This window comes from Luteimonas terrae (genome assembly GCF_004358165.1).
In the GTDB taxonomy this organism is placed as follows: domain Bacteria; phylum Pseudomonadota; class Gammaproteobacteria; order Xanthomonadales; family Xanthomonadaceae; genus Luteimonas; species Luteimonas terrae.
In genome coordinates, this window is the sequence record NZ_SMTG01000002.1 from 264,054 (window position 1) to 284,533 (window position 20,480).

The 20,480-nt window shown below is 68.4% G+C and carries 15 protein-coding genes; 9 read left to right on the forward strand and 6 right to left on the reverse strand.

What is annotated here, in order from left to right; genetic code table 11:
* The first annotated feature begins 114 nt into the window (after positions 1-114).
* The 4 genes from rpsO to asnB all read left to right on the forward strand — a co-directional run bounded on the left by rpsO (position 115) and on the right by asnB (position 6,389).
* Positions 115-381, forward strand: coding sequence for a 30S ribosomal protein S15 (rpsO, locus tag E2F49_RS01335; protein WP_055247276.1), 267 nt, complete (start codon positions 115-117; stop codon positions 379-381).
* Positions 382-500: 119 nt separating this feature from the next.
* Entirely contained in the window at positions 501-2,609 is a 2,109-nt protein-coding gene (pnp, locus tag E2F49_RS01340) for a polyribonucleotide nucleotidyltransferase (protein WP_133392295.1), read from the forward strand.
* A 365-nt stretch (positions 2,610-2,974) separates the two neighbouring features.
* Positions 2,975-4,375, forward strand: a complete 1,401-nt coding sequence (gene dctA, locus E2F49_RS01345; protein WP_133392296.1) for a C4-dicarboxylate transporter DctA — start codon at positions 2,975-2,977, stop codon at positions 4,373-4,375.
* Positions 4,376-4,679: 304 nt separating this feature from the next.
* The gene (asnB, locus tag E2F49_RS01350; protein ID WP_133392297.1) at positions 4,680-6,389 is read left to right on the forward strand and encodes an asparagine synthase B; all 1,710 of its coding nucleotides are present in this window, start codon (positions 4,680-4,682) and stop codon (positions 6,387-6,389) included.
* Between the two features lie 297 nt (positions 6,390-6,686).
* Here asnB and E2F49_RS01355 read toward each other — a convergent pair whose 3' ends face one another.
* On the reverse strand, positions 6,687-7,238 hold the full coding sequence (locus tag E2F49_RS01355) for a cytochrome b (protein ID WP_133392298.1): 552 nt from the start codon (positions 7,236-7,238) through the stop codon (positions 6,687-6,689).
* Between the two features lie 167 nt (positions 7,239-7,405).
* Between E2F49_RS01355 and fabV the strand changes: the two genes are divergently transcribed.
* On the forward strand, positions 7,406-8,617 hold the full coding sequence (gene fabV, locus E2F49_RS01360) for an enoyl-ACP reductase FabV (protein ID WP_133392299.1): 1,212 nt from the start codon (positions 7,406-7,408) through the stop codon (positions 8,615-8,617).
* A gap of 45 nt (positions 8,618-8,662) precedes the next feature.
* Here the strand turns inward: fabV and E2F49_RS01365 are convergent, their stop codons facing one another.
* Positions 8,663-8,887, reverse strand: coding sequence for a hypothetical protein (locus E2F49_RS01365; RefSeq protein WP_133392300.1), 225 nt, complete (start codon positions 8,885-8,887; stop codon positions 8,663-8,665).
* A gap of 120 nt (positions 8,888-9,007) precedes the next feature.
* Here E2F49_RS01365 and E2F49_RS01370 point away from each other — a divergent pair, with 120 nt between their 5' ends.
* Entirely contained in the window at positions 9,008-9,622 is a 615-nt protein-coding gene (locus tag E2F49_RS01370) for an alpha-ketoglutarate-dependent dioxygenase AlkB family protein (RefSeq protein ID WP_133393404.1), read from the forward strand.
* Here the strand turns inward: E2F49_RS01370 and E2F49_RS01375 are convergent.
* Both E2F49_RS01375 and E2F49_RS01380 read right to left on the reverse strand, forming a co-directional pair.
* Positions 9,598-12,054, reverse strand: coding sequence for a penicillin acylase family protein (locus tag E2F49_RS01375; RefSeq protein WP_133392301.1), 2,457 nt, complete (start codon positions 12,052-12,054; stop codon positions 9,598-9,600). The two genes, E2F49_RS01370 and E2F49_RS01375, sit on opposite strands and share 25 nt — an antisense overlap.
* A gap of 147 nt (positions 12,055-12,201) precedes the next feature.
* Entirely contained in the window at positions 12,202-13,560 is a 1,359-nt protein-coding gene (locus E2F49_RS01380; protein ID WP_133392302.1) for an Hsp70 family protein, read from the reverse strand.
* 185 nt (positions 13,561-13,745) lie between these two features.
* Between E2F49_RS01380 and bfr the strand changes: the two genes are divergently transcribed.
* Positions 13,746-14,240 (forward strand): bacterioferritin, encoded by a 495-nt coding sequence (gene bfr, locus E2F49_RS01385; protein WP_055247293.1) that lies wholly within the window; start codon positions 13,746-13,748, stop codon positions 14,238-14,240.
* A gap of 249 nt (positions 14,241-14,489) precedes the next feature.
* On the opposite strand, the gene E2F49_RS01390 is transcribed toward bfr, so the two are convergent.
* Positions 14,490-15,149, reverse strand: coding sequence for a thiopurine S-methyltransferase (locus E2F49_RS01390; protein WP_133392303.1), 660 nt, complete (start codon positions 15,147-15,149; stop codon positions 14,490-14,492).
* A gap of 6 nt (positions 15,150-15,155) precedes the next feature.
* Positions 15,156-17,399 (reverse strand): DNA topoisomerase IV subunit A, encoded by a 2,244-nt coding sequence (parC, locus tag E2F49_RS01395; protein ID WP_133392304.1) that lies wholly within the window; start codon positions 17,397-17,399, stop codon positions 15,156-15,158.
* Between the two features lie 106 nt (positions 17,400-17,505).
* Between parC and E2F49_RS01400 the strand changes: the two genes are divergently transcribed.
* A complete protein-coding gene (locus tag E2F49_RS01400) occupies positions 17,506-18,276 on the forward strand; it encodes a Crp/Fnr family transcriptional regulator (RefSeq protein ID WP_133392305.1) in 771 nt (256 codons plus the stop codon).
* Positions 18,277-18,835: 559 nt separating this feature from the next.
* Entirely contained in the window at positions 18,836-20,470 is a 1,635-nt protein-coding gene (locus E2F49_RS01405; protein ID WP_133392306.1) for a cytochrome ubiquinol oxidase subunit I, read from the forward strand.
* Positions 20,471-20,480 lie beyond the last annotated feature (10 nt).

Genomic DNA, 20,480 nt, shown 5'->3' on the forward strand with positions numbered 1-20,480 from the left:
TCGCCGCCTTTTTCAGGGCACACCGCAACATCCATCCAACCGGCGGTCCGGGCGGTACACGACGGTCACACGACACGTCGTCGTCTTCTGCGGGACCCGCATCGAGAACACGAAATGACCAGCACCATCGACAACGGCAAGATCATCGAAGAACACAAGCGCGGCGACAACGACACCGGCTCGCCGGAAGTTCAGGTCGCCCTGCTGACCGCACGCATCGTGCACCTGACCGAGCACTTCAAGACGCACAAGAAGGATCACCACAGCCGCCGCGGCCTGCTGATGATGGTGAACCGTCGTCGCAGCCTGCTCGACTATCTGCACCGCAAGGATGCCGATCGTTACAAGGCGCTGATCGAGAAGCTCGGCCTGCGTCGCTAAGACTGACACCCACCGCGGCGCAGAAATGCGCCGCGGTTCTTTTTAGGGCGTGCCAGCGCCCGCCCGCCCGGGGCATGGGTCCCGGCCGGTCCATCGCAAGAGACATCAAGGAATTCAACGTGGCAAAAGTGACAAAGAGCTTCCAGTTCGGCAGCCAGACGGTGACGCTCGAGACCGGCGAGATCGCGCGCCAGGCCGGCGGCGCCGTCATGGTGTCCTGTGACGGCACCCAGGTGCTGGTCACCGCGGTCGCCAACAAGACCGCGCGCGAAGGGCAGGATTTCTTCCCGCTCACCGTCGACTACCAGGAGAAGTTCTACGCGGGTGGCCGCATCCCCGGCGGCTTCTTCAAGCGTGAGGGTCGCGCTACGGAGAAGGAGACGCTGACCTCGCGTCTGATCGACCGTCCGATCCGTCCGCTGTTCCCGGAAGCCTTCCGCAACGAGGTCCAGATCATCGCCACGGTGATGTCGCTGAACCCGGAAGTGGACGGCGACATCCTCGCCCTGATCGGCGCATCGGCAGCGGTCTCGCTGTCGGGCGCGCCGTTCGACGGCCCGATCGGTGCCGCCAAGGTCAGCTACAAGAACGGCCAGTACCTGCTCAACCCGACCACCAGCGAGCTGGTCGATTCCGACCTTGAACTCGTCGTCGCCGGTACCGCCAAGGCCGTGCTGATGGTCGAGTCGGAAGCGAAAGAACTGTCGGAAGACGTGATGCTCGGCGCCGTGATGTTCGGCCACCAGCAGATGCAGGTCGCGATCGCCGCGATCAACGAGCTCGTCGCCGAAGCCGGCAAGCCGAAGTGGGACTGGCAGGCGCCGTCGACCGACGAAGGCCTGATCTCGACCCTGCGCACCGCCATCGGCGAGCAGCTGGCCGGTGCCTTCCAGGTGCGCGACAAGCTCGAGCGCAAGGACGCCATCTCCAAGCTCAAGAAGGCGATCCTCGAAGCCATCGCCCCGCAGGCCGAAGCCAATGCCTGGGCCGCGGGCGATCTGTCGAAGGAATTCGGCGAGCAGGAATACCAGACCATGCGCAACTCGGTCCTCAAGACCAAGAAGCGCATCGACGGCCGCGGCCTGGCCGACGTCCGTGCGATCTCCTCGAAGGTCGGCGTGCTGCCGCGCGTGCACGGCTCCTCGCTGTTCACCCGTGGCGAAACCCAGGCGATCGTCGCGGTCACGCTGGGCACCGCCCGCGACGGCCAGATCATCGATTCGGTCGCCGGCGAGTACAAGGAACACTTCCTGTTTCACTACAACTTCCCCCCGTACTCGGTGGGCGAAGCCGGCCGCATGATGGGCCCGAAGCGTCGCGAAATCGGCCACGGCCGCCTCGCCAAGCGCGGCGTGCTCGCCGTGATGCCGACGATGGAAGAGTTCCCGTACACCATCCGCGTCGTGTCGGAGATCACCGAGTCGAACGGCTCCTCGTCGATGGCCTCGGTCTGCGGTTCGTCGCTCGCGCTGATGGACGCCGGCGTGCCGGTCAAGGCACCGGTCGCGGGCATCGCGATGGGCCTGATCAAGGAAGGCGACGACTTCGTCGTGCTGTCGGACATCCTGGGTGACGAAGATCACCTCGGCGACATGGACTTCAAGGTCGCCGGCACCACGAACGGCATCTCGGCGCTGCAGATGGACATCAAGATCCAGGGCATCACCGAGGAGATCATGAAGGTCGCGCTGGCACAGGCGAAGGAAGGCCGTCTGCACATCCTCAACGAGATGAGCGCCGCGCTGACCACCCCGCGTTCGGAACTCAGCGAGTTCGCGCCGCGCCTGATCACCATGAAGATCCACCCGGACAAGATCCGCGAAGTCATCGGCAAGGGCGGTTCGGTCATCCAGGCGATCACCAAGGAGACCGGCACCCAGATCGACATCCAGGACGACGGCACGATCACGATCGCCTCGGTCAACGGCGCTGCCGGCCAGGCCGCGAAGTCGCGCATCGAGCAGATCACCTCCGACGTCGAGCCGGGCCGCATCTACGAGGGCAAGGTCGTCAAGCTGATGGACTTCGGCGCGTTCGTGACGATCTCCCCCGGCAAGGACGGTCTGGTCCACGTGTCGCAGATTTCCAACGAGCGTGTCGAGAAGGTCGGCGACGTGCTCAAGGAAGGCGACGTGGTCAAGGTCAAGGTGCTGGAAGTCGACAAGCAGGGCCGTATCCGCCTGTCGATGAAGGCCGTCGCCGAGGGCGAGGGCGCGCCGGCCGAGTAATTGCCGACGTCGCAGGTGACACCGGAACGGGCCGCGCAAGCGGCCCGTTCTGCGTTTGCGGGTCAGGCGCGCAAAGACTCGTGCCTCGAAGGTGCGCGCAATACGCAGCTGCCACATTCGAGTCGGAACCGGTTGTGGGAGCGCGCGTGCGCCCGATTCCGACAGCGTCGACGTGAACGGTCTCCCGGAATTGCGCGAGCGTGCTCCCCCACAAGCAGCCCCCGCACGCGTTCGAAGACAAATCGACATTCGTCGCAGTTCGCAGGCGATTTCAGCGCAGCCGCGACGATCGCGACGAAACTGACTGCGCCATCTAGTCCCTATGTGTGAGTTTGCAGATGTTGTTCATCTGGCAGGCTTGCGGCATGAATGCCATTTCCGACCAGAACGCCGTCAAAGCCCCGACCCCCGGGCCCGCGCGCAAGCGCAAGCAGCTGTGGCACCACCTGTACTTCTGGGTACTGGTCGGCATCGCCGCGGGCATCGTCATCGGCCTCGCCGCGCCGCAGGTCGGCGCGCAGATGAAGTGGCTGGCCGACCTCTTCATCAAGCTGGTCAAGGTCGTCATCGCGCCGACCATCTTCGCCACCGTCGCGGTCGGCATCGCCGGACTCGGCAATCTCGCCAAGGCCGGTGGCCTGGCGCTCAAGACCGTCATCTACTTCAACGTCACCACCGTCTTCGCGCTGGGCATCGGCCTGGTCGTCATCAATCTGCTGGGCCCGGGCCGCAACCTGGGGCTGGACATCGCAACCTTCGACGCGTCGGCGGCCGACGGCACGCTGCAGAGCGCGGGCGCTGCGGTGGGCGAGGGCATCACCGGCTTCCTGCTGCATCTGGTGCCCAGCTCCTTCATGGGCGCGTTCGTCGAAGGCCAGCTGATCCAGGTGCTGGTGATGGCGATCCTCGTCGCATGTGCGATCACCATGCTCGGCGAGCGCGGCAAGCCGGCCGTCGCGGCGCTCGACACCATTGCCCAGGTGATGTTCGGCGTAATCAAGATCGTCATGTGGTTCGCGCCGCTGGGCGCGATGGGCGGCATGGCCTTCACCATTGGCGAGTACGGCAGCGCGATCCTTGGCTCGCTCGGCTACTTCATGGTCAGCTTCTGGATGACCTGCCTGCTGTTCCTGTTTCTGGTGCTCGGGCCGATCTGCTGGTGGTCGGGTTTCAGCATCTTCAAGTACATCCGCATGATCCGCGATGAGCTGCTGATCGTGCTCGGCACCTCGTCGTCGGAGACGGTGCTGCCGCGCATGCTGACCAAGCTCGAGGCGGCCGGCGTCCCGAAGTCTGTCGTCGGTCTGACCATTCCCACCGGCTATTCCTTCAACCTCGACGGCACTGCGATCTACATGACCATGGGCGCGATCTTCATCGCCCAGGCCTTCGGCATCGAAGTGCCGCTGGGCACGCAGATCGCGCTGCTGGTCTTCATGCTGATCTCGTCCAACGGCGCGGCCGGCGTGTCGGGCGCGGGTCTGGTGACGCTGGCGGCGTCGCTGGCGGCATTCGAGAGCGTGATTCCGCTGGCCGGCATCGCGCTGATCGTCGGCATCGACCGCTTCATGTCCGAAGGCCGTGCGCTGACCAATCTCACCGGCAACGGTATCGGCACGCTGGTCATCGCCCGCTGGACTGGTCAGCTCGATCGCGAGCGTCTGCAGCAGGTGCTCGACAACCCGCAGCTCGTCGATCCCGACCGTCTGATGGCGGAGAAGAACGCCGCCGCCGAACTGCCGGTCGACGCGGTACCTGCGAAGTGATGGCCGCTCGCGCACGCGATCGCCGTTGACCCGGATATGCGGCCGTTGCGCACGCAACGGTTGCAGGTTCGCAGCAACCCCTTTAGGTTTCGACACATGCCTCGCAACGCCGCCAACAATCGCAACCGCAACGCACTGCGCACGAATAATCGTGCGCGGTCGATGCGGGTGTGGGAGCGGGCGCAGCAGTAACGCAACAAGGCGCAGGCACCAGACACACAACCCGCATCGGCCGCGATGCGGGTTTTTTTGTGGCCCTCGTCCGGCTCCCCATCCGCGACACCCATCACCCAGGAGCCCCACCATGTGTTCGATCTTCGGCATCTTCGGCCTGCAACCCGGCGACGACGCGATCACCCTGCGCCGGCAGGCCCTCGAATGCTCGCAGCGCCAGCGCCATCGCGGCCCGGACTGGAGCGGAGTTTTCGTCGACGACCGCGCGATCCTCGTGCACGAGCGTCTGGCGATCGTCGACCCGGCCGGCGGCTCGCAGCCGCTGCTCTCCGAGGACGGCGGACTGGTGCTCGCGGTCAACGGCGAGATCTACAACCACCAGGCGCTGAAGGCCGAGCTGCGCGTGCCCTACGCGTTCCAGACCGCGTCGGACTGCGAAGTGGTCAGCGCGCTGTACCGCGAACACGAGGCCGACGGCAGTGGCCCCTCGGCGTTCCTCGAACGTCTCAACGGCATCTTCGCGTTCGCGCTGTGGGACCGCGCCGCGGGCCGCGCGATCATCGCGCGCGATCCGATCGGCGTGGTGCCGCTGTATTGGGGGCACGACCGCGAAGGTCGCCTGCGCGTCGCCTCGGAAATGAAGGCGCTGGCCGACACCTGCGCCGACGTCGCGCAGTTTCCGCCGGGCCACTGGTACGACAGCGCGACCGGCACGCTGACGCAGTACTACCAGCGCCCTTGGCGCGACTACGATGCGGTCGAAGGCGTCGAGGTCACGCTCGACGACGTGCGCGAGGCGTTCGAGGCCGCGGTGCATCGCCAGCTGATGACCGATGTGCCCTACGGCGTGCTGCTGTCGGGCGGTCTGGACTCCTCGCTGGTGGCCGCCGTCGCCGCACGGTACGCGCGTTACCGCATCGAGGACGGCGACCGCAGCGAGGCCTGGTGGCCGCGCCTGCATTCCTTCGCGATCGGCCTCAAGGGCTCGCCCGATCTCGCGGCCGCGGCGATCGCTGCCGAGTCGCTGGGCACCGTGCATCACGGGTTCGAATACACCTTCGAGGAAGGGCTGGACGCGTTGCCCGACGTGATCCGCCACATCGAGACCTTCGACGTGACCACGATCCGCGCGTCGACGCCGATGTTCCTGCTCGCGCGTCGCATCAAGGCGATGGGCGTGAAGATGGTGCTGTCGGGCGAGGGCAGCGACGAGATCTTCGGCGGCTATCTGTACTTCCACAAGGCGCCGGATGCGCGGCAGTTCCACGAGGAACTCGTACGCAAACTCGACGCCCTGCACACCTACGACTGCCTGCGCGCGAACAAGTCGATGATGGCCTGGGGCGTGGAGCCGCGCGTGCCCTTCCTGGACCGCGAGTTCCTCGACCTGGCGATGCGCTTCGATGCCGCGCACAAGATGATCCACCGCGGCAGCGACGGCTGGCAGCGCATGGAGAAGGGCGTGTTGCGCGCGGCCTTCGACGGCCATCTGCCCGACGAGATCCTGTGGCGGCAGAAGGAGCAGTTCAGCGATGGCGTGGGCTATGGCTGGATCGACGGACTCAAGGCCCATGCGGAGCGCCAGGTCAGCGATCGCGAACTCGCCGCCGCCACGAGCCGCTTCCCGCACAACCCGCCGCTGACCAAGGAGGCGTATCTGTATCGCAGCCTGTTCGAGCAGGTGTTCCCGTCACCGGCGGCCGCGGCCACCGTGCCGGGCGGCAAGTCGATCGCGTGTTCGTCGCCGGCGGCGATCGCATGGGACGCCGCATTCGCGAATGCCGCCGATCCGTCGGGACGTGCGGTCGCCGGCATCCACAACGCGGCGGTGGCGGCGTAGTGTCCGGAGCCTTCCCCGCGTGCGCCTGATCCGTGTCGTGTCTCAATAGGGTCTCGACACGCCGCAATCCGCTCCTTCCCCCGCGCGCGGGGGAAGGGTGGGATGGGGGCAAGCTCGAAGTCACGACACATTTCACAAGGCGCAAACCACCAGGTGCGTCCGCATGTGCCATGTCTTACTGCAACTTGATGCCTTGCCCCCACCCGACCCTCCCCCGCGATGCAGGGGAGGACTTTCGTCGGTCGCAAGCTGAGACACGGCCCCAATCAGGCCGCGTACCCGGGAAGGTGAAGAGACCTAGAGCTTTCCCGCCATCCGTGCCAGCGTCGTGTCGCGCCAGAAGACGTGATGCAGGGCGACCATCGCGACATGGCCGGCGATGACCGCCAGCAGTGTCCAGGCGATGACGCCATGCGAGAGATTCGCCGGCGCCATCAGCCAGTCGAGCTTGTCGCCGGTCGCCGGAAACAGCGGAATGCCCCAGGGGGCGAATCCGCGACCACTGCCCAATTCCCGCAGCAGCGCGACGGCGGGTACGTAGAACATCAGGGCATACAGAAGCGCATGACCCGCGAGTGCAGCGCGACCGATCAACGTGCGCGGATGCGGCGGGCGGCGCCGCCATTGCGAAAGACCCCAGGCACCGCGCAGCAGGATCAGCAGCATCAGCAGCGTGCCGATCGGCTTGTGCAGGCCGACGAAGAAGCCGCTGACCGGATGCCGGCCGAGCGCGAGCTTCAGGCCCATGCCGGTGAACTGGAACGCGAACAGCGCCGCCATGCCCCAGTGCAGCAGACGCGTCACAAGTCCGTAGCGGACGGGCGAATCGGACCAGCGTGACGACGACATCCGGGACGTCCAGTGGCAGTAAAGGGAGGCGCACAGTTCAGCGGCAGCGATGCGCACTGTCAATTCGGCGCATGCGCAGGCGTCGCACCATCGACCCCCGTACGGGACCGGGGCGTCACCAGCCCGTAAACTTGCCGCCTACGTTTCCAGACAACCGGACAGCACTCGTGATCATCCATCCCAAGGTCCGCGGCTTCATCTGCACCACCACGCATCCGACCGGCTGCGACCACAACGTGCGCGACCAGATCGAAGCGACCAAGGCGCGCGGCGTGCGCAGCGACGGCCCGAAGAAGGTGCTGGTGATCGGCGCGTCGAGCGGCTATGGCCTCGCAGCGCGCATCAGCGCGGCCTTCGGCTTCGGCGCCGACACGCTGGGCGTGTTTTTCGAAAAGCCCGGTACTGAGAAGAAGGCCGGCACCGCCGGCTGGTACAACGCCGCGGCCTTCGACAAGTACGCCAAGCAGGCCGGTCTCTACAGCCGCTCGATCAACGGCGACGCGTTCTCCGACGAAGCGCGCGCGCAGGCGATCGAGCTGATCAAAAACGAGATGGGCGGCCAGGTCGACCTGGTCGTCTATTCGCTGGCCTCGCCGGTGCGCAAGCTGCCCGGCACCGGTGAAGTCGTGCGCTCGGCGCTCAAGCCGATCGGCGAGGCCTACACCTCGACCGCGATCGACACCAACAAGGACCAGATCATCGAGGCTTCGATCGAGCCGGCGACCGAGCAGGAGATCGCCGACACGGTGACGGTGATGGGCGGCCAGGACTGGCAGCTGTGGATCGATGCGCTGCGCGATGCCGGCGTGCTGGCCGACGGCGCGAAGACCGTGGCCTTCAGCTACATCGGCACCGAGATCACCTGGCCGATCTACTGGCACGGCGCGCTGGGCAAGGCCAAGGCCGATCTCGACGCGACCGCGCGTCGTCTCGATGCGCAGCTGGCGAAAACCGGCGGCAGTGCGAACGTGGCGGTGCTCAAGTCCGTGGTCACGCAGGCCAGTGCGGCAATCCCGGTGCTGCCGCTGTACATCGCCATCGCCTTCAAGGTGATGAAGCAGGCCGGTCTGCACGAAGGCACGCTCGACCAGCTGGACCGCCTGTTCCGCGAGCGCATGTACCGCGCCGACGGCGCGCCGGCCGAGCTCGATGAAGAAGGGCGCCTGCGTTTGGACGACTGGGAGCTGCGCGACGACGTGCAGGCGCAGTGCAAGGCGCTGTGGCCGCAGATCACCACGGAGAACCTGTTCGCGCTGACCGATTACGCGGGCTACAAGCACGAGTTCCTGAAGCTGTTCGGCTTCGAGCGCGACGACGTGGATTACGACGCGGAAGTCGACCCGGTGGTCGAGTTCGACGTGATCGAACTGCGCGACTGAGTCAGCGGTTCGCGAGACCGGACGCTCCGCGCTGCGGGGCGTTCGTCATTCCGGCAGGCGCACCGCGCGGCGGCGTGCGTACGCGCGCCACGCAAGCCAGGCGGCGCCGGCCACGAGGGCGCAGACGAGCAGCGGCAGCGCGGTGCGTGCCAGTTGGCCGATCTGCTGGCCGACGGCGTAGCCCATTTCGTAGGCGCGGCTCTCGGGGCGGGCCCAGGCAGCCAGCGGTACCAGCGCAAGACAGGGCAGGAAACGTGCGGTCCGGTGCATCGGTCGGTCATCCATGAACGGTGGGCGCCGATTCTGCGGCAGCCATGCGGCTTCGCGCCAGCGTCGCAGGCCACGCGACACAGCTGCGGTGTACTGCCGCTGCATTCCTGCGCCATGCCCATGACCCTGTTCGCCCATCCATCCCCGATCGTGCTCGTCGACGATGCCGAAGGCGGCATCCGCTACTGGCCCGACGCCGTCGACGCCGCCACCGCGGACGTCTGGTTCGCCGCGCTGCAGGCCGGCGTGCCATGGACCCGGCACCGGCGGCCGATGTACGACCGCGTCGTCGACGTGCCGCGGCTGCTCGCGGCCTGGCCGGTCGACGACCTGCCGCCCGCGTTGCCGCTGGGCGCGCTGCTCGCGCGCGTGCAGGCGCTGGCGCGGGCGCCGTACACCGGCGTCGGTCTGAATTTCTATCGCGACGGCCAGGACAGCGTGGCGATGCACCACGACACCCTGCGCACGCTGGTGCCCGGCCATCCGCTGACGCTGGTGTCGCTGGGCGCACCGCGCCGCATGCTGCTGCGCGCGCAGGACGGACGCGAGCGCGCGATCGCCGTCGACCTCGCCCACGGCAGCGTGCTGGCGATGAGCCATGCCTCGCAGCTGAGCCATCTGCACGGCGTGCCGAAGACGACGCGACCGGTCGGGCCGCGCATCAGCGCCGTGTTCCGCGTCCGGCCGGAGGCCGCGCGCGCCGACGACCGTTACGGCGCGTCGTCGGCGGATTGAGGCACCAGTCGCAGCGTGTGCGTGGTCGCCTGCGGCAGGAACGGCGACGGCCGGCCCTGCGCCCAGTCCGCATGCCCGGCGCCCCAGAACGGCGACAGCGGATGGCCGCTCTGGCCACCGGGCATGTGGGTAATGCCGTCGGCCTCGTGCCCGGGCGCGACGACCATGCGCTGCGAGGCGCCGAACGCCGGCCCCTGCACGCGCGGCACCGTGCCGTCGCCGGGCAGCGGCTCGGCCGGCATGCACAGCAGCCGCTTACCGAGCAGCGGCACCGCGGCCGCGAGCGGATGGCAGATCGCCGTGGTGTTGCGCTCGCCCCAGCTGCGCTCGGCGAGAGCACCCTGCGCGCCGAGTTCGTCGCGCACTTCGCGCGCGGCATCTTCGAACAGCGCCTGCCAACCGTCGTCGGTCGGCGCGCAAACGCCCTGCTGGGTCTGGGCGGTGCACGCGAACCGGCGCGGCAGCAGATGCGCGGGGCGTTGCGTGACCAGCGGCCAGACCACGCCTTCGAATGCGGGCGGATCGGGCGTTTCGAGTCCTGCGCCGAACGCCGCGCGTGCCGGCGCGGCCAGACCGTCGGCCAGGCGCGCGTGGACCGCGAGGCGCCATGCACGGACGAGGCGATAGCCCACCGAATCGACACCGACGTGGCCACTCCAGTCGCGCGAGGCGGCGGCGAGCGCGTGCAGGGCGCTGTCGTCGTCGGCGCTGCCGGACACCTCGCGCAGCAGGTCGTGCCACTGCGTCAGCAGCACGGCGCGATCGTCGAGCTGGATCGCCAGCAGATCGGCTTCGGCGAACCGTGCGCGCGCCTGCAGGCCTTCGCGGATCTGCCAGGCGCGGATGCCGAGCGCTGCGCCGCCGTCGCCGATGCGCACGAAATCATCGCCGTCGACGACGCGACTGTTCGCGGTCCACAGCCGGTCGGCATCGCGCTGCACGGGCGAGGCATCGGTGGCGATGGGCCACGGCGCGCAGAGGTTGGCATCGGGCGCAGGCGCGTCCGCCGATGGCGGCTGCGACACGCTGCGCCCGTCGCAACCGGCGCCGCGCACCGGAATCGGCCCGAGCAGGCGCCAGGCGATGCGGCCGGCGCGATCGCCGATGACGAGGTTCTGGGTCGGCGTCGCGGTGCGATCGGCGATAGCCAATGCGTCGTCGAGATCGCGCGCATGGGCGAAATCGGCCAGCCCGAAGTTCAGCGCGCCGGGCAGGTGCGCGGTCCAGCGCAGGGCGAGGGCGCTTCCGTCTTCCTCGCGGTGGACGAGCGGGCCCCAGTCGGTGTCTTCGACCACCAGCGTGACCGGTGCGCCGCCGGCCATCCCGATCCGTTCCTCGTGACGCACGACCGGTGTGCAGCCGGCGACCTTGCCCGACGTGCACGGCACGACGCGTTGCCAGTCGAGGTAGTCGCCGTAGCTGTTGGTGAACCCCCAGGCGACGTGCGTGTTGCTCCCGACGATGACCGCCGGCAGGCCGGGCAGGGTGAAACCGGTGACGTCGACGCGGCCGCCCGGCGCGCGCGGATCGGGATAGCGCAGGCGCGCGCGGAACCAGATATTGGGCGCGCGCAGTCCCAGATGCATGTCGTCGGCGACCAGCGCGCGGCCGTCGGCGGTCAGTGCGCCGGACACGGCGAAGTTGTTGCTGCCGCGCGCGAGATCGGCCGCGGCGGGCGGTACGTTCGCCATGCGTGCATCCGCGCCCTGCGCCGCATCGAGACGACGCAGATCCACGACGTCGGCGGACGGCAACCGGGCATCGCCATGCGATCCGCCCAGCAGCGGCGCATCCCAGCGGCTGCTGCCGTGCGCGAACAGCGCCAGCAGCGCCGGCGGTAGCACGGTGCCGAGGCGATGCATCTGCAGTTCGCGCGCGTTGGTCGCGTCCTGCAGGTCGAAGTACATCGCAAAGCCCGTCAGCGCCGAATCCGCCGGCGTCCACGGCTGCGGCGTCTGGCGCAGCAGCAGATAGGGCCAAGGACGTGTGCCGAGTGCAGCGAGGCCGGCATTGGCGCCGTCGGCATAGGCCTGCAGCTGCGGCATGCGGCCGGCGGCAATGCGCTCGATGGAGGCATCGATGCGCGCGCGCATGCGGTGCGCACGGTTGCGGCGATCGGTGTCGAGCGCGCGTTCGCCGAACAGCGCCGACAGTTCGCCCGACGGCACGCGGCGCATCAGGTCCATCTCGAAGTAGCGTTCCTGCGCGTGCACGAAACCGAGCGCGCGCATCGCATCGTTCTCGCTGGCGGCAGTGATGGTGACCACGCCGGCGCCGTCGCGTTCGATCGTGGTCGCCGCCGCGAGACCGGCCAGCGAGCGTTCGCCGTCGAGCGCGGGCATGCTGGCACGCAGCGACAGCCACAACGCGATCGCGAGCACGACCAGCAGCACGACGAGGGCGAGCACCGCCCGCAGGATCCATTTGCGCATCGCGAGTCCCCGGCCGCGGCGGGTGCGGCGCGGGTCGATTATTCCATGCGCGTGTTGCGGGTCGCGACGCGCGTGTGCGGGATCAGAACCTGTGCAGGGTCCGCACGCGCACCCGCCGGCAAGCGCAGCCGGGCCCTGGGCAGGTGCTCAGTTGCGCGCGTGCTCGGCCAGGCCCGACACCACGCCCAGCGAAGGATCGCCGCGGACGATGCGCGCCTCGGGGAAGCGCGCCTGCGCGGCGGCCTGCACGTAGGGCGCGCCGGACATGCCGCCAGTCAGGAACAGACTGTCGGGCGGCGTGTCGAGATCGCCGCGGACTTCGTCGAGCAGCGCGCCGATGGTGTCGAGGAAGCGCGCGCTGGCCGCTTCGAGGTCGGCGCGCGTGGCGTCGACACGCAGGCCGGGCTCCACGTAGTCGAGCGCGTGGCCCGCGGCATCCTCGCTGCTCAGCCGCACCTTCATGCCTTCGACGCCGCGATACAGGCGCGTCGTGCCGCCGTCCTGCTGCAGCGTCTGCAGGCGTGGACCGAACGGCGCGTCGACATGGCCGAAATCGCGCTTGTGGAACTCGCGCTGGCGCGGCATGTCCTGCACGGTCGCGGCCTCGACGAAGTGGTGCACCGGGATGCGGCTGGCGCCCTTGCCGAACAGCGGCATGACCTGGGCCATGCTCAGCGCCAGATCGACGTCGGTGCCGCCGTTGCCCACGCCCCAGGCGCGCAACACACGCGGCGGCGCATCGCCGCCGACTTCGGCCAGCGCGATGTCGGTGGTGCCGCCGCCGATGTCGACGACCAGCGTGGTGTGCCGCTGCGGGCTTTCGGCGTGGTAGTGCAGGGCGGCCGCGGCGGGTTCTTCGAGGAACTCGACCGAATCGAAGCCGGCCTGCCCCGCGGCCTCACGCAGCAGCGCCAAGGCCTGCTCGCCACCGGCCTCGCCCAGCGAGCTGCGGAAGCGCACCGGCCGGCCCAGCGTCGCCGAGCGCACCGTGGTGCCGAGCTGCTGGCCGGCGGTCAGACGGATGTGTTCGAGGATGTGCGCGGCGATGCCGGTGATCGTCTCCTTCGCGCGCGGATGCAGGTTGAAGCCGAGCATCGACTTGGGCGACTGCACCAGATTGCCGCTGCCTTCGAGCAGGTAGCTCTCGATCGCCGCCTCGCCGAACACCGCGTGCTGCAGGTCGGCGGCCGAGGCCTGCGCATCGCGCATGCGCGATTCCAGCCACTGTCGGCGCACGATGCGCACCGCGTCGCGGCGCAACTGCGCGGACGGGCGGGGCGCGCCACCGGCACGGGCTTCCTCGCTGCGCAGCGAGCGGGCGATCGCGTCGACCTCGGCCTCCATCGCGTGGTCGAGCTCGAAGGCGTCGAGGTCGGGCAGGGTGGTCGGAAAGAACACCGCGGTGCGGAACTGCGGCTGTCCGTCGAAGCGGATGTGCACCAGGTCGTCGCCGACCCGGGCGGCGGCGGCCGAATAACTGGTGCCGAAATCGATGCCGATCTTCATGGAGGTGCCGGGCGGAAGGCGCGGGAGTCTACGCCCATGCGCGTCTTGGTGCATGCAACGGGGCGTCCGGCCCCTGCAACAGTGGGGCATGCGCGGGTTGCGAATGAGAAATGCAGGCATTTCCATCCGATCATCGTCATCCCGGGGTCGGCATACTGGCCGCATTCCCGCGTTGCGAGCCCGCCATGAAAGGTCATCCCGAAGTCGTCGACTACCTGAAGTTCCTGCTCCGTGGCGAGCTGGCGGCGCGCGACCAGTACTTCCTGCATTCGCGCCGCTACGAAGACCTGGGCCTGCAGCAGCTCTACACGCGCATCAACCACGAGATGGAAGAGGAGACCCAGCACGCCGACGCGCTGCTGCGCCGCATCCTGTTTCTGGAAGGCACGCCCGACATGCGTCCCGACGCATTCGAGCCGGGCGTCACCGTCGAAGAGATGCTGCGCAAGGATCTGGACCTCGAGTATCTGGTGCGCGAGAACCTCGCCAAGGGCATCGTCCTGTGCGAGCAGCACGGCGACTTCGTCTCGCGCGAAGTGCTGGTGACCCAGCTCGCCGACACCGAGGAAGACCACACCTACTGGCTGGAGAAGCAGCTGCGCCTGATCAGGATGATCGGGTTGGAGCGCTACCAGCAGAGCCGCATGGGCGAAGCGGACGGGACGCACGCGGGGGTGTGATACCCGACTGTTCTCGAGCTTTATGAAGCAGAACGCCCGCGCTCGCCGCGGGCGTTCTGCTTTGAGCCCTCCTCCGCGCGCGGGGGAGGGTTGGGTGGGGGCGAACCACCGGATGCCTATGATCTCGGACTCAAGCGTTTCGCCCGGGTTTCGATTCTTCTGCGCTTGGCCGTTTGCCCCCATCCCAGCCTTCGACCCGTAAAGGGCCCAATGCCCCGCAGGCGAGGGAAGGGGCGGACTACTGCAGCCTCAGCCGCGTCGCTCGACCCGGTACACCACCGTCGACAATGCGGTGACGCCTTCGGCCACGAAGCCCGGCTCATTGGCGAGGATGTCGCGCCGTTCGATTGCGTCGACCCGCCAGTCCGCATCCAGCAGCGCATGCACTTCGTCGGCCTCGACCGAAAACGGCGGGCCGGCCTTCTCCGCCTGCGGATACTCCAGCGTGACCAGCAGGCCTCGGCACGCAGTCGGCAGGCGCCGCCACGCGGTCGCCGCATAGGTACGCCGCAGCGCCGGCGGCAATGCGATCAGCGCCGCGCGGTCATAGACGGCGGCGCAATCCGCGAGTACCGCGGCATCGAGTCCGAACGCGTCACCGACGATCAGCTCGTACGGCCCGGCAACGTGATGCGCACCCGCAGCCGTCGCGTGCACCTGCGGCACCAGGCCGCGTTCCTCGAAGAACTGGCGCACGGCCATTTCCGACAGCTCCACGCCGAGCACGCGATGGCCCCGTCCGGCCAGCCACACCATGTCCAGCGACTTGCCGCACAAGGGCACGAAGACCCGCGCGTCGGCCGGCAGATCGAGCGTCGGCCAATGCGTCACCAGCAGCGGCAGGGGCGCATCGCGGTGGAAGCCGATGCGGTTGCTGGACCAGCGCTCGTGCCAGAACTCCGGTTGCATGCGCGCTTATTCGACCGCCAGCCCTTCGACCTTCTGCCAGCCCCGCGGCAGCAGGCCGCCGCGCGAGGCGCGGGCACCGAGGTAGGCGTCGAGTTCCTTGAACGACAGCGTCATCGTGCGCGCGCCCGAGCGCACCAGCAGCGAGGCGTTCGGCGGCACCACGGCGACCGCGACCACCTGTTCGGTGCCGCGCTTGGCCTTGGGGATCTCGATGATCTTGTTGCCCTTGCCCTTGTCGAGTTCCGGCAGTTCGGCGACCGGGAACGCAAGCAGATGACCGGCGCTGGTGACCACGACCAGACGGTCGGCCTCCACCGCGCGCACCGCGGCCGGCTGCAGCACGGTCGAGCCGGGCGACAGCGACAGCATCGCCTTGCCGGCCTTCTGGCGGCCGGTGAGGTTCTCGAAGCGGGTCACGAAGCCATAGCCGTGCGAGGACGCGACGACGAAGCGCGCATCGGATTCGCCCGCGACCACGGTCTGAAATGAAGCGCCCGCGGCCGGCGAGAAACGACCGGTCAGCGGCTCGCCGTTGCCGCGCGCGCTGGGGAGCGAATGCGCGACGGTCGAATAGCTGCGCCCGTTGGAATCGAGGAACACGACCTGCTGGGTGCTGCGTCCGCGGGCGAACGCGAGCATGCCGTCGCCGTCGCGGTAGTTCATCGCCGCCGGGTCGACGTCGTGGCCCTTGGCCGCGCGCACCCAGCCCTTCTCGCTGATGACGATGGTGACCGGTTCGCTCGGCACCAGATCGCTCTCGTCGAGCGCCTGCGCGGCGCCGCGTGCGACCAGCGGCGAACGGCGTGCATCGCCGAACTTCTTGGCATCGGCCAGCAGCTCGTCCTTGATCAGCTTCTTGAGCTTGGCCTTGCTTCCCAGCGTGGCGATCAGGCGATCGCGCTCGGCTTCCAGCTCGGCCTGCTCGCCGCGGATCTTCATTTCCTCCAGGCGCGCGAGCTGGCGCAGGCGCGTCTCGAGGATGTAGTCGACCTGCTCGTCGCTGAGCTTGAAGCGCGCCTGCAGCACGGCGCGCGGCTCGTCCTCGGTGCGGATGATGCGGATCACTTCGTCGAGATTGAGGAAGGCGATCAGCAGGCCGTCGAGCAGGTGCAGGCGGCGCTCGACCTTTTCCAGACGATGGGTCAGGCGGCGGGTCACCGTGTCGGTGCGGAACTGCAGCCATTCGCCGAGCAGCGCCTTGAGGTTCTTGACCTGCGGGCGGCCGTCGAGCCCGATGACGTTGAGATTGACGCGGTAGCTCTTCTCCAGATCCGTCGTCGCGAACAGGTGGCCCATCAACTGCTCGGCGTCCACGCGGTTGGAACGCGGAATCAGCACCACGCGCACCGGATTGGCGTGGTCGGACTCGTCGCGGATGTCCTCCAGCCACGGCAGCTTCTTGGCGCGCATCTGCGCCGCGATCTGCTCGATCACCTTGCTCGGGCTGACCTGGTGCGGCAGCGCGGTGATGACGATGTTGGCGTGTTCCTTTTCGAACGTCGCACGCGCGCGCACGCTGCCGTGGCCGGTCTCGTACATCTGCAGCAGATCGCCGGCCGGGGTGATGATCTCGGCGGTGGTCGGGTAGTCCGGGCCGCGCACGTGCTCGCACAGGTCGCGCGCGGTCGCGTCGGGATCGTCGAGCAGGCGCACGCAGGCGCTGACGACTTCGTTGACGTTGTGCGGCGGCACGTCGGTGGCCATACCGACGGCGATGCCGGTGGTGCCGTTGAGCAGCAGGTGCGGCAGGCGCGCCGGCAGCCACGAGGGTTCCTCCAGCGTGCCGTCGAAGTTGTCGGTCCAGTCGACGGTGCCGTGGCCGAGTTCGGCCAGCAGCATCTCGGCGATCGGCGTCATCTTCGATTCGGTGTAGCGCATCGCCGCGAAGGACTTGGGATCGTCGCTGGAACCGAAGTTGCCCTGGCCGTCGATCAGCGGATAGCGGTACGAGAACGGCTGCGCCATCAGCACCAGCGCCTCGTAGCACGCGCTGTCGCCGTGCGGATGGTATTTGCCGATCACGTCGCCCACGGTGCGCGCGGACTTCTTGGGCTTGGCGCTCGCGCCCAGGCCCAGTTCGCTCATCGAATAGATGATGCGGCGCTGCACCGGCTTGAGGCCGTCGCCGATGAACGGCAGTGCGCGGTCCAGCACCACATACATCGAATAGTCGAGATAGGCGCGCTCGGCGAACTCCCGCAGCGGCAGCTGCTCGAAGCCATGGAAGGTGGTGCGGACGGACTCGGTCATCGGTACGGCATCTACGGCGGAAGCGGCGATTTTAGCGGCTGGCGGTCGCAGCTGCTGCGTCGCGACGCCGCGGGCCGCTGCGGGCCGGGGCGTATCATGTGGGCGCATGGACACCAGGCCCCAAGCGCGCAGCACCGCCGAACCCGCCGGGCCCGCGCGGCACAACGCGGCGGGCGCCGCGAAACGCGCCTCGCACGGCGGCTGCGCAGGCTGTCTGGCCCGGCCATTGGCGGTCTGCGCGTCGATCCCGGCCGCAGACACCCACGCGCTTGAAGCGGCGGCGGGTGAGGTCCTGCTGCCGGCCGGCGCCACGCTCGCCTACGAAGGCGATCCGCGCCGCGAGGTCTACACCGTCACCCGCGGCATGTTGCGCCGTGTGCGCCTGCTGCCCGACGGCCGTCGTCTGGTCGCCGGCTTCCTGATGGCCGGCGATTTCATCGGTTTCTCCGGCGCGCCGCACTACCGGCACACGCTCGAAGCGGTCGGCGACTGCGTGCTGTGCGTGTTCCCGCTGCAGTCGATGCGCAGCCTGTGCCAGCGCTATCCGGAACTCGAGGCGGGCATGCTCGCGCAGGCATGCAACGAACTCGATGCGACCCGCGACAATCTGATGCTGCTGGCCCGGCTCGGACCGGGCGAGCGCCTCGCCGCCTTCCTGCTCGGATTGTCGGAACGCCAGCAGCGGCGGGGCGCTGCCGCCGGCCACGTCGACCTGCCGATGACACGCGCGGACATCGCCGATCATCTGGGCCTGACGATCGAGACCGTGAGCCGCAGCTTCACAAAGCTGCGGCAGGGCGGCGCGATCGCGTTCGAGGATCCCCGGCGGATCGATCTGGTGGATGTGGCGGCGCTGCGACGTGCGGCGGGGGTGTAGCGGTCGGGTGTAAGTGCGGCTGCGTCGCTGAAAAATCGAGTCTGTCGTGCTGATCTTGATGGCGTGAAAGCAGAGTCACTCCGGACGGGCATCGGCTTGCCGGGCGGAAGCCGCTTATCCCTCGGTCAAGGCATCCTGCCTTGACTCGGGCGCGCGCCATCCATGGCGCGCTAGGCGCGGCCACCGGCCGCCAATCCGCTGCCTCGAACTATCGGATCATGCCTTCGTCGAAACTGAGAATCGTGCGTTCGAGGAGGTCGCGAAGTTCGAGCCGCATTGCGTTGTGTCGGCCGGGGGTTGCGGAGAGGCGGGCCATGGATGGCCCGCGGCGGCGAGTCAGGCATGGATGCCTGACCGAGCCGAGGAGTAACCCCCGGTCGGCGCAACGCTGTTTCCGAAGTAAGGCGCCCGAAGCAAAGGCTCTGGATCCCGGCCTTCGCCGGGATGACGGTGGGGGGCGCGACCGCAGCCTCATGAAGGTCTCCGCATTGATCTGGATCAATGCCGACACGCCAACTGCAGCGCACGCTGGGCGCATGACCCGCTCCGGCCCGCTCCCATGATCGACATGACCGTCGTCGAACTGTCGCGCCTGCAGTTCGCGCTGACCGCGATGTACCACTTCCTGTTCGTCCCGCTGACCCTTGGCCTCTCGTTCCTGATGGCCATCATGGAGAGCGTCTACGTGATGACCGGGCGCGACGTCTGGCGGCGGATGACGCTGTTCTGGGGCGTGCTGTTCGGCATCAACTTCGCGATGGGCGTGGCGACGGGCATCGTCATGGAATTCCAGTTCGGCATGAACTGGGCCTACTACAGTCATTACGTCGGCGACATCTTCGGCGCGCCGCTGGCGATCGAAGGGCTGATGGCGTTCTTCCTGGAAGCGACCTTCATCGGTCTGTTCTTCTTCGGCTGGCACCGCCTGTCGAAGGTGCAGCACCTGGTGATCACCTGGCTGGTCGCACTGGGCGCGAACTTCTCCGCGCTGTGGATCCTGGTCGCCAACGGCTGGATGCAGAACCCGGTCGGCGCGGTGTTCAACCCCGACACGATGCGCATGGAGATCACCGACTTCATGGCGGTGATTTTCAACCCGGTCGCGCAGGCGAAGTTCGTGCACACCGTGTCGGCCGGCTACGTGACCGGCGCGATCTTCGTGATGTCGGTCAGCGCGTTCTATCTGCTGCGCGGCCGGCACCGGGACATCGCGCGCCGCTCGATCGCGGTCGCGGCAAGCTTCGGCCTGGCCTCGGCGCTGTGCGTGGTCGTGCTCGGCGACGAGAGCGGCTATGCCGCCACCGAACACCAGAAGATGAAGCTCGCCGCGATCGAAGCGATGTGGCACACCGAAGCCGCGCCGGCCGGCTTCACCGTGATCGGCCTGCCGGACCAGGCCGGCCAGCACAACCGCTTCGAGGTCAAGATTCCGTGGCTGATGGGCCTGATCGCGACGCGTTCGCTGGACGGCGAGATCCCCGGCATCCTCGAGCTGGTCGAACGCGCCGAGCACCGCATCCGCGGCGGACAGCTCGCCTATGCCGCGCTCAAGCGGCTTCGCGAAGACCGCACCGACACCGCCGCGCGCGCGGCCTTCGATGCGCACTGGAGCGATCTGGGTCATGCGCTGCTGCTCAAGCGCTATCGCGAGGACATCCTCGCCGCGAGCGAGGCGGAGATCTCGCAGGCCGCGCTCGACACCGTGCCGCGCGTCGCGCCGCTGTTCTGGACCTTCCGCATCATGGCCGGCATCGGCTTCTACCTGATCGCGTTCTTCGCCTACGCGTTCTGGCGCACCACGCGGCATCGCGTCGAACACGGCCGGCGTTTCCTGTGGATCGCACTGTGGAGCCTGCCGCTGCCGTGGATCGCGATCGAATGCGGCTGGTTCGTCGCCGAATACGGCCGCCAGCCCTGGGCGGTGGAGGGCGTGCTGCCGACGTTCTATGCGGCCTCGGGCATTGCGCTCAAGGACATCCTGATCTCGCTCGGCGGCTTCGTCGTGATCTACACCGGCCTGGCGATCGTCGCCGCGAAACTGATGCTCAAGGCCATCGGCAAGGGGCCGGATGTGCTGGCCCCGCCAGCGGGCGACGGCGCACCGGCGGCGGTCGACGACCGGGTGCCCGACCGCGAGGGGCTGCCGCTGCTGGCCGCCGACGACCTCGACCCCACGCCCGCCGCGCGCGGCTGACGCCCCGACC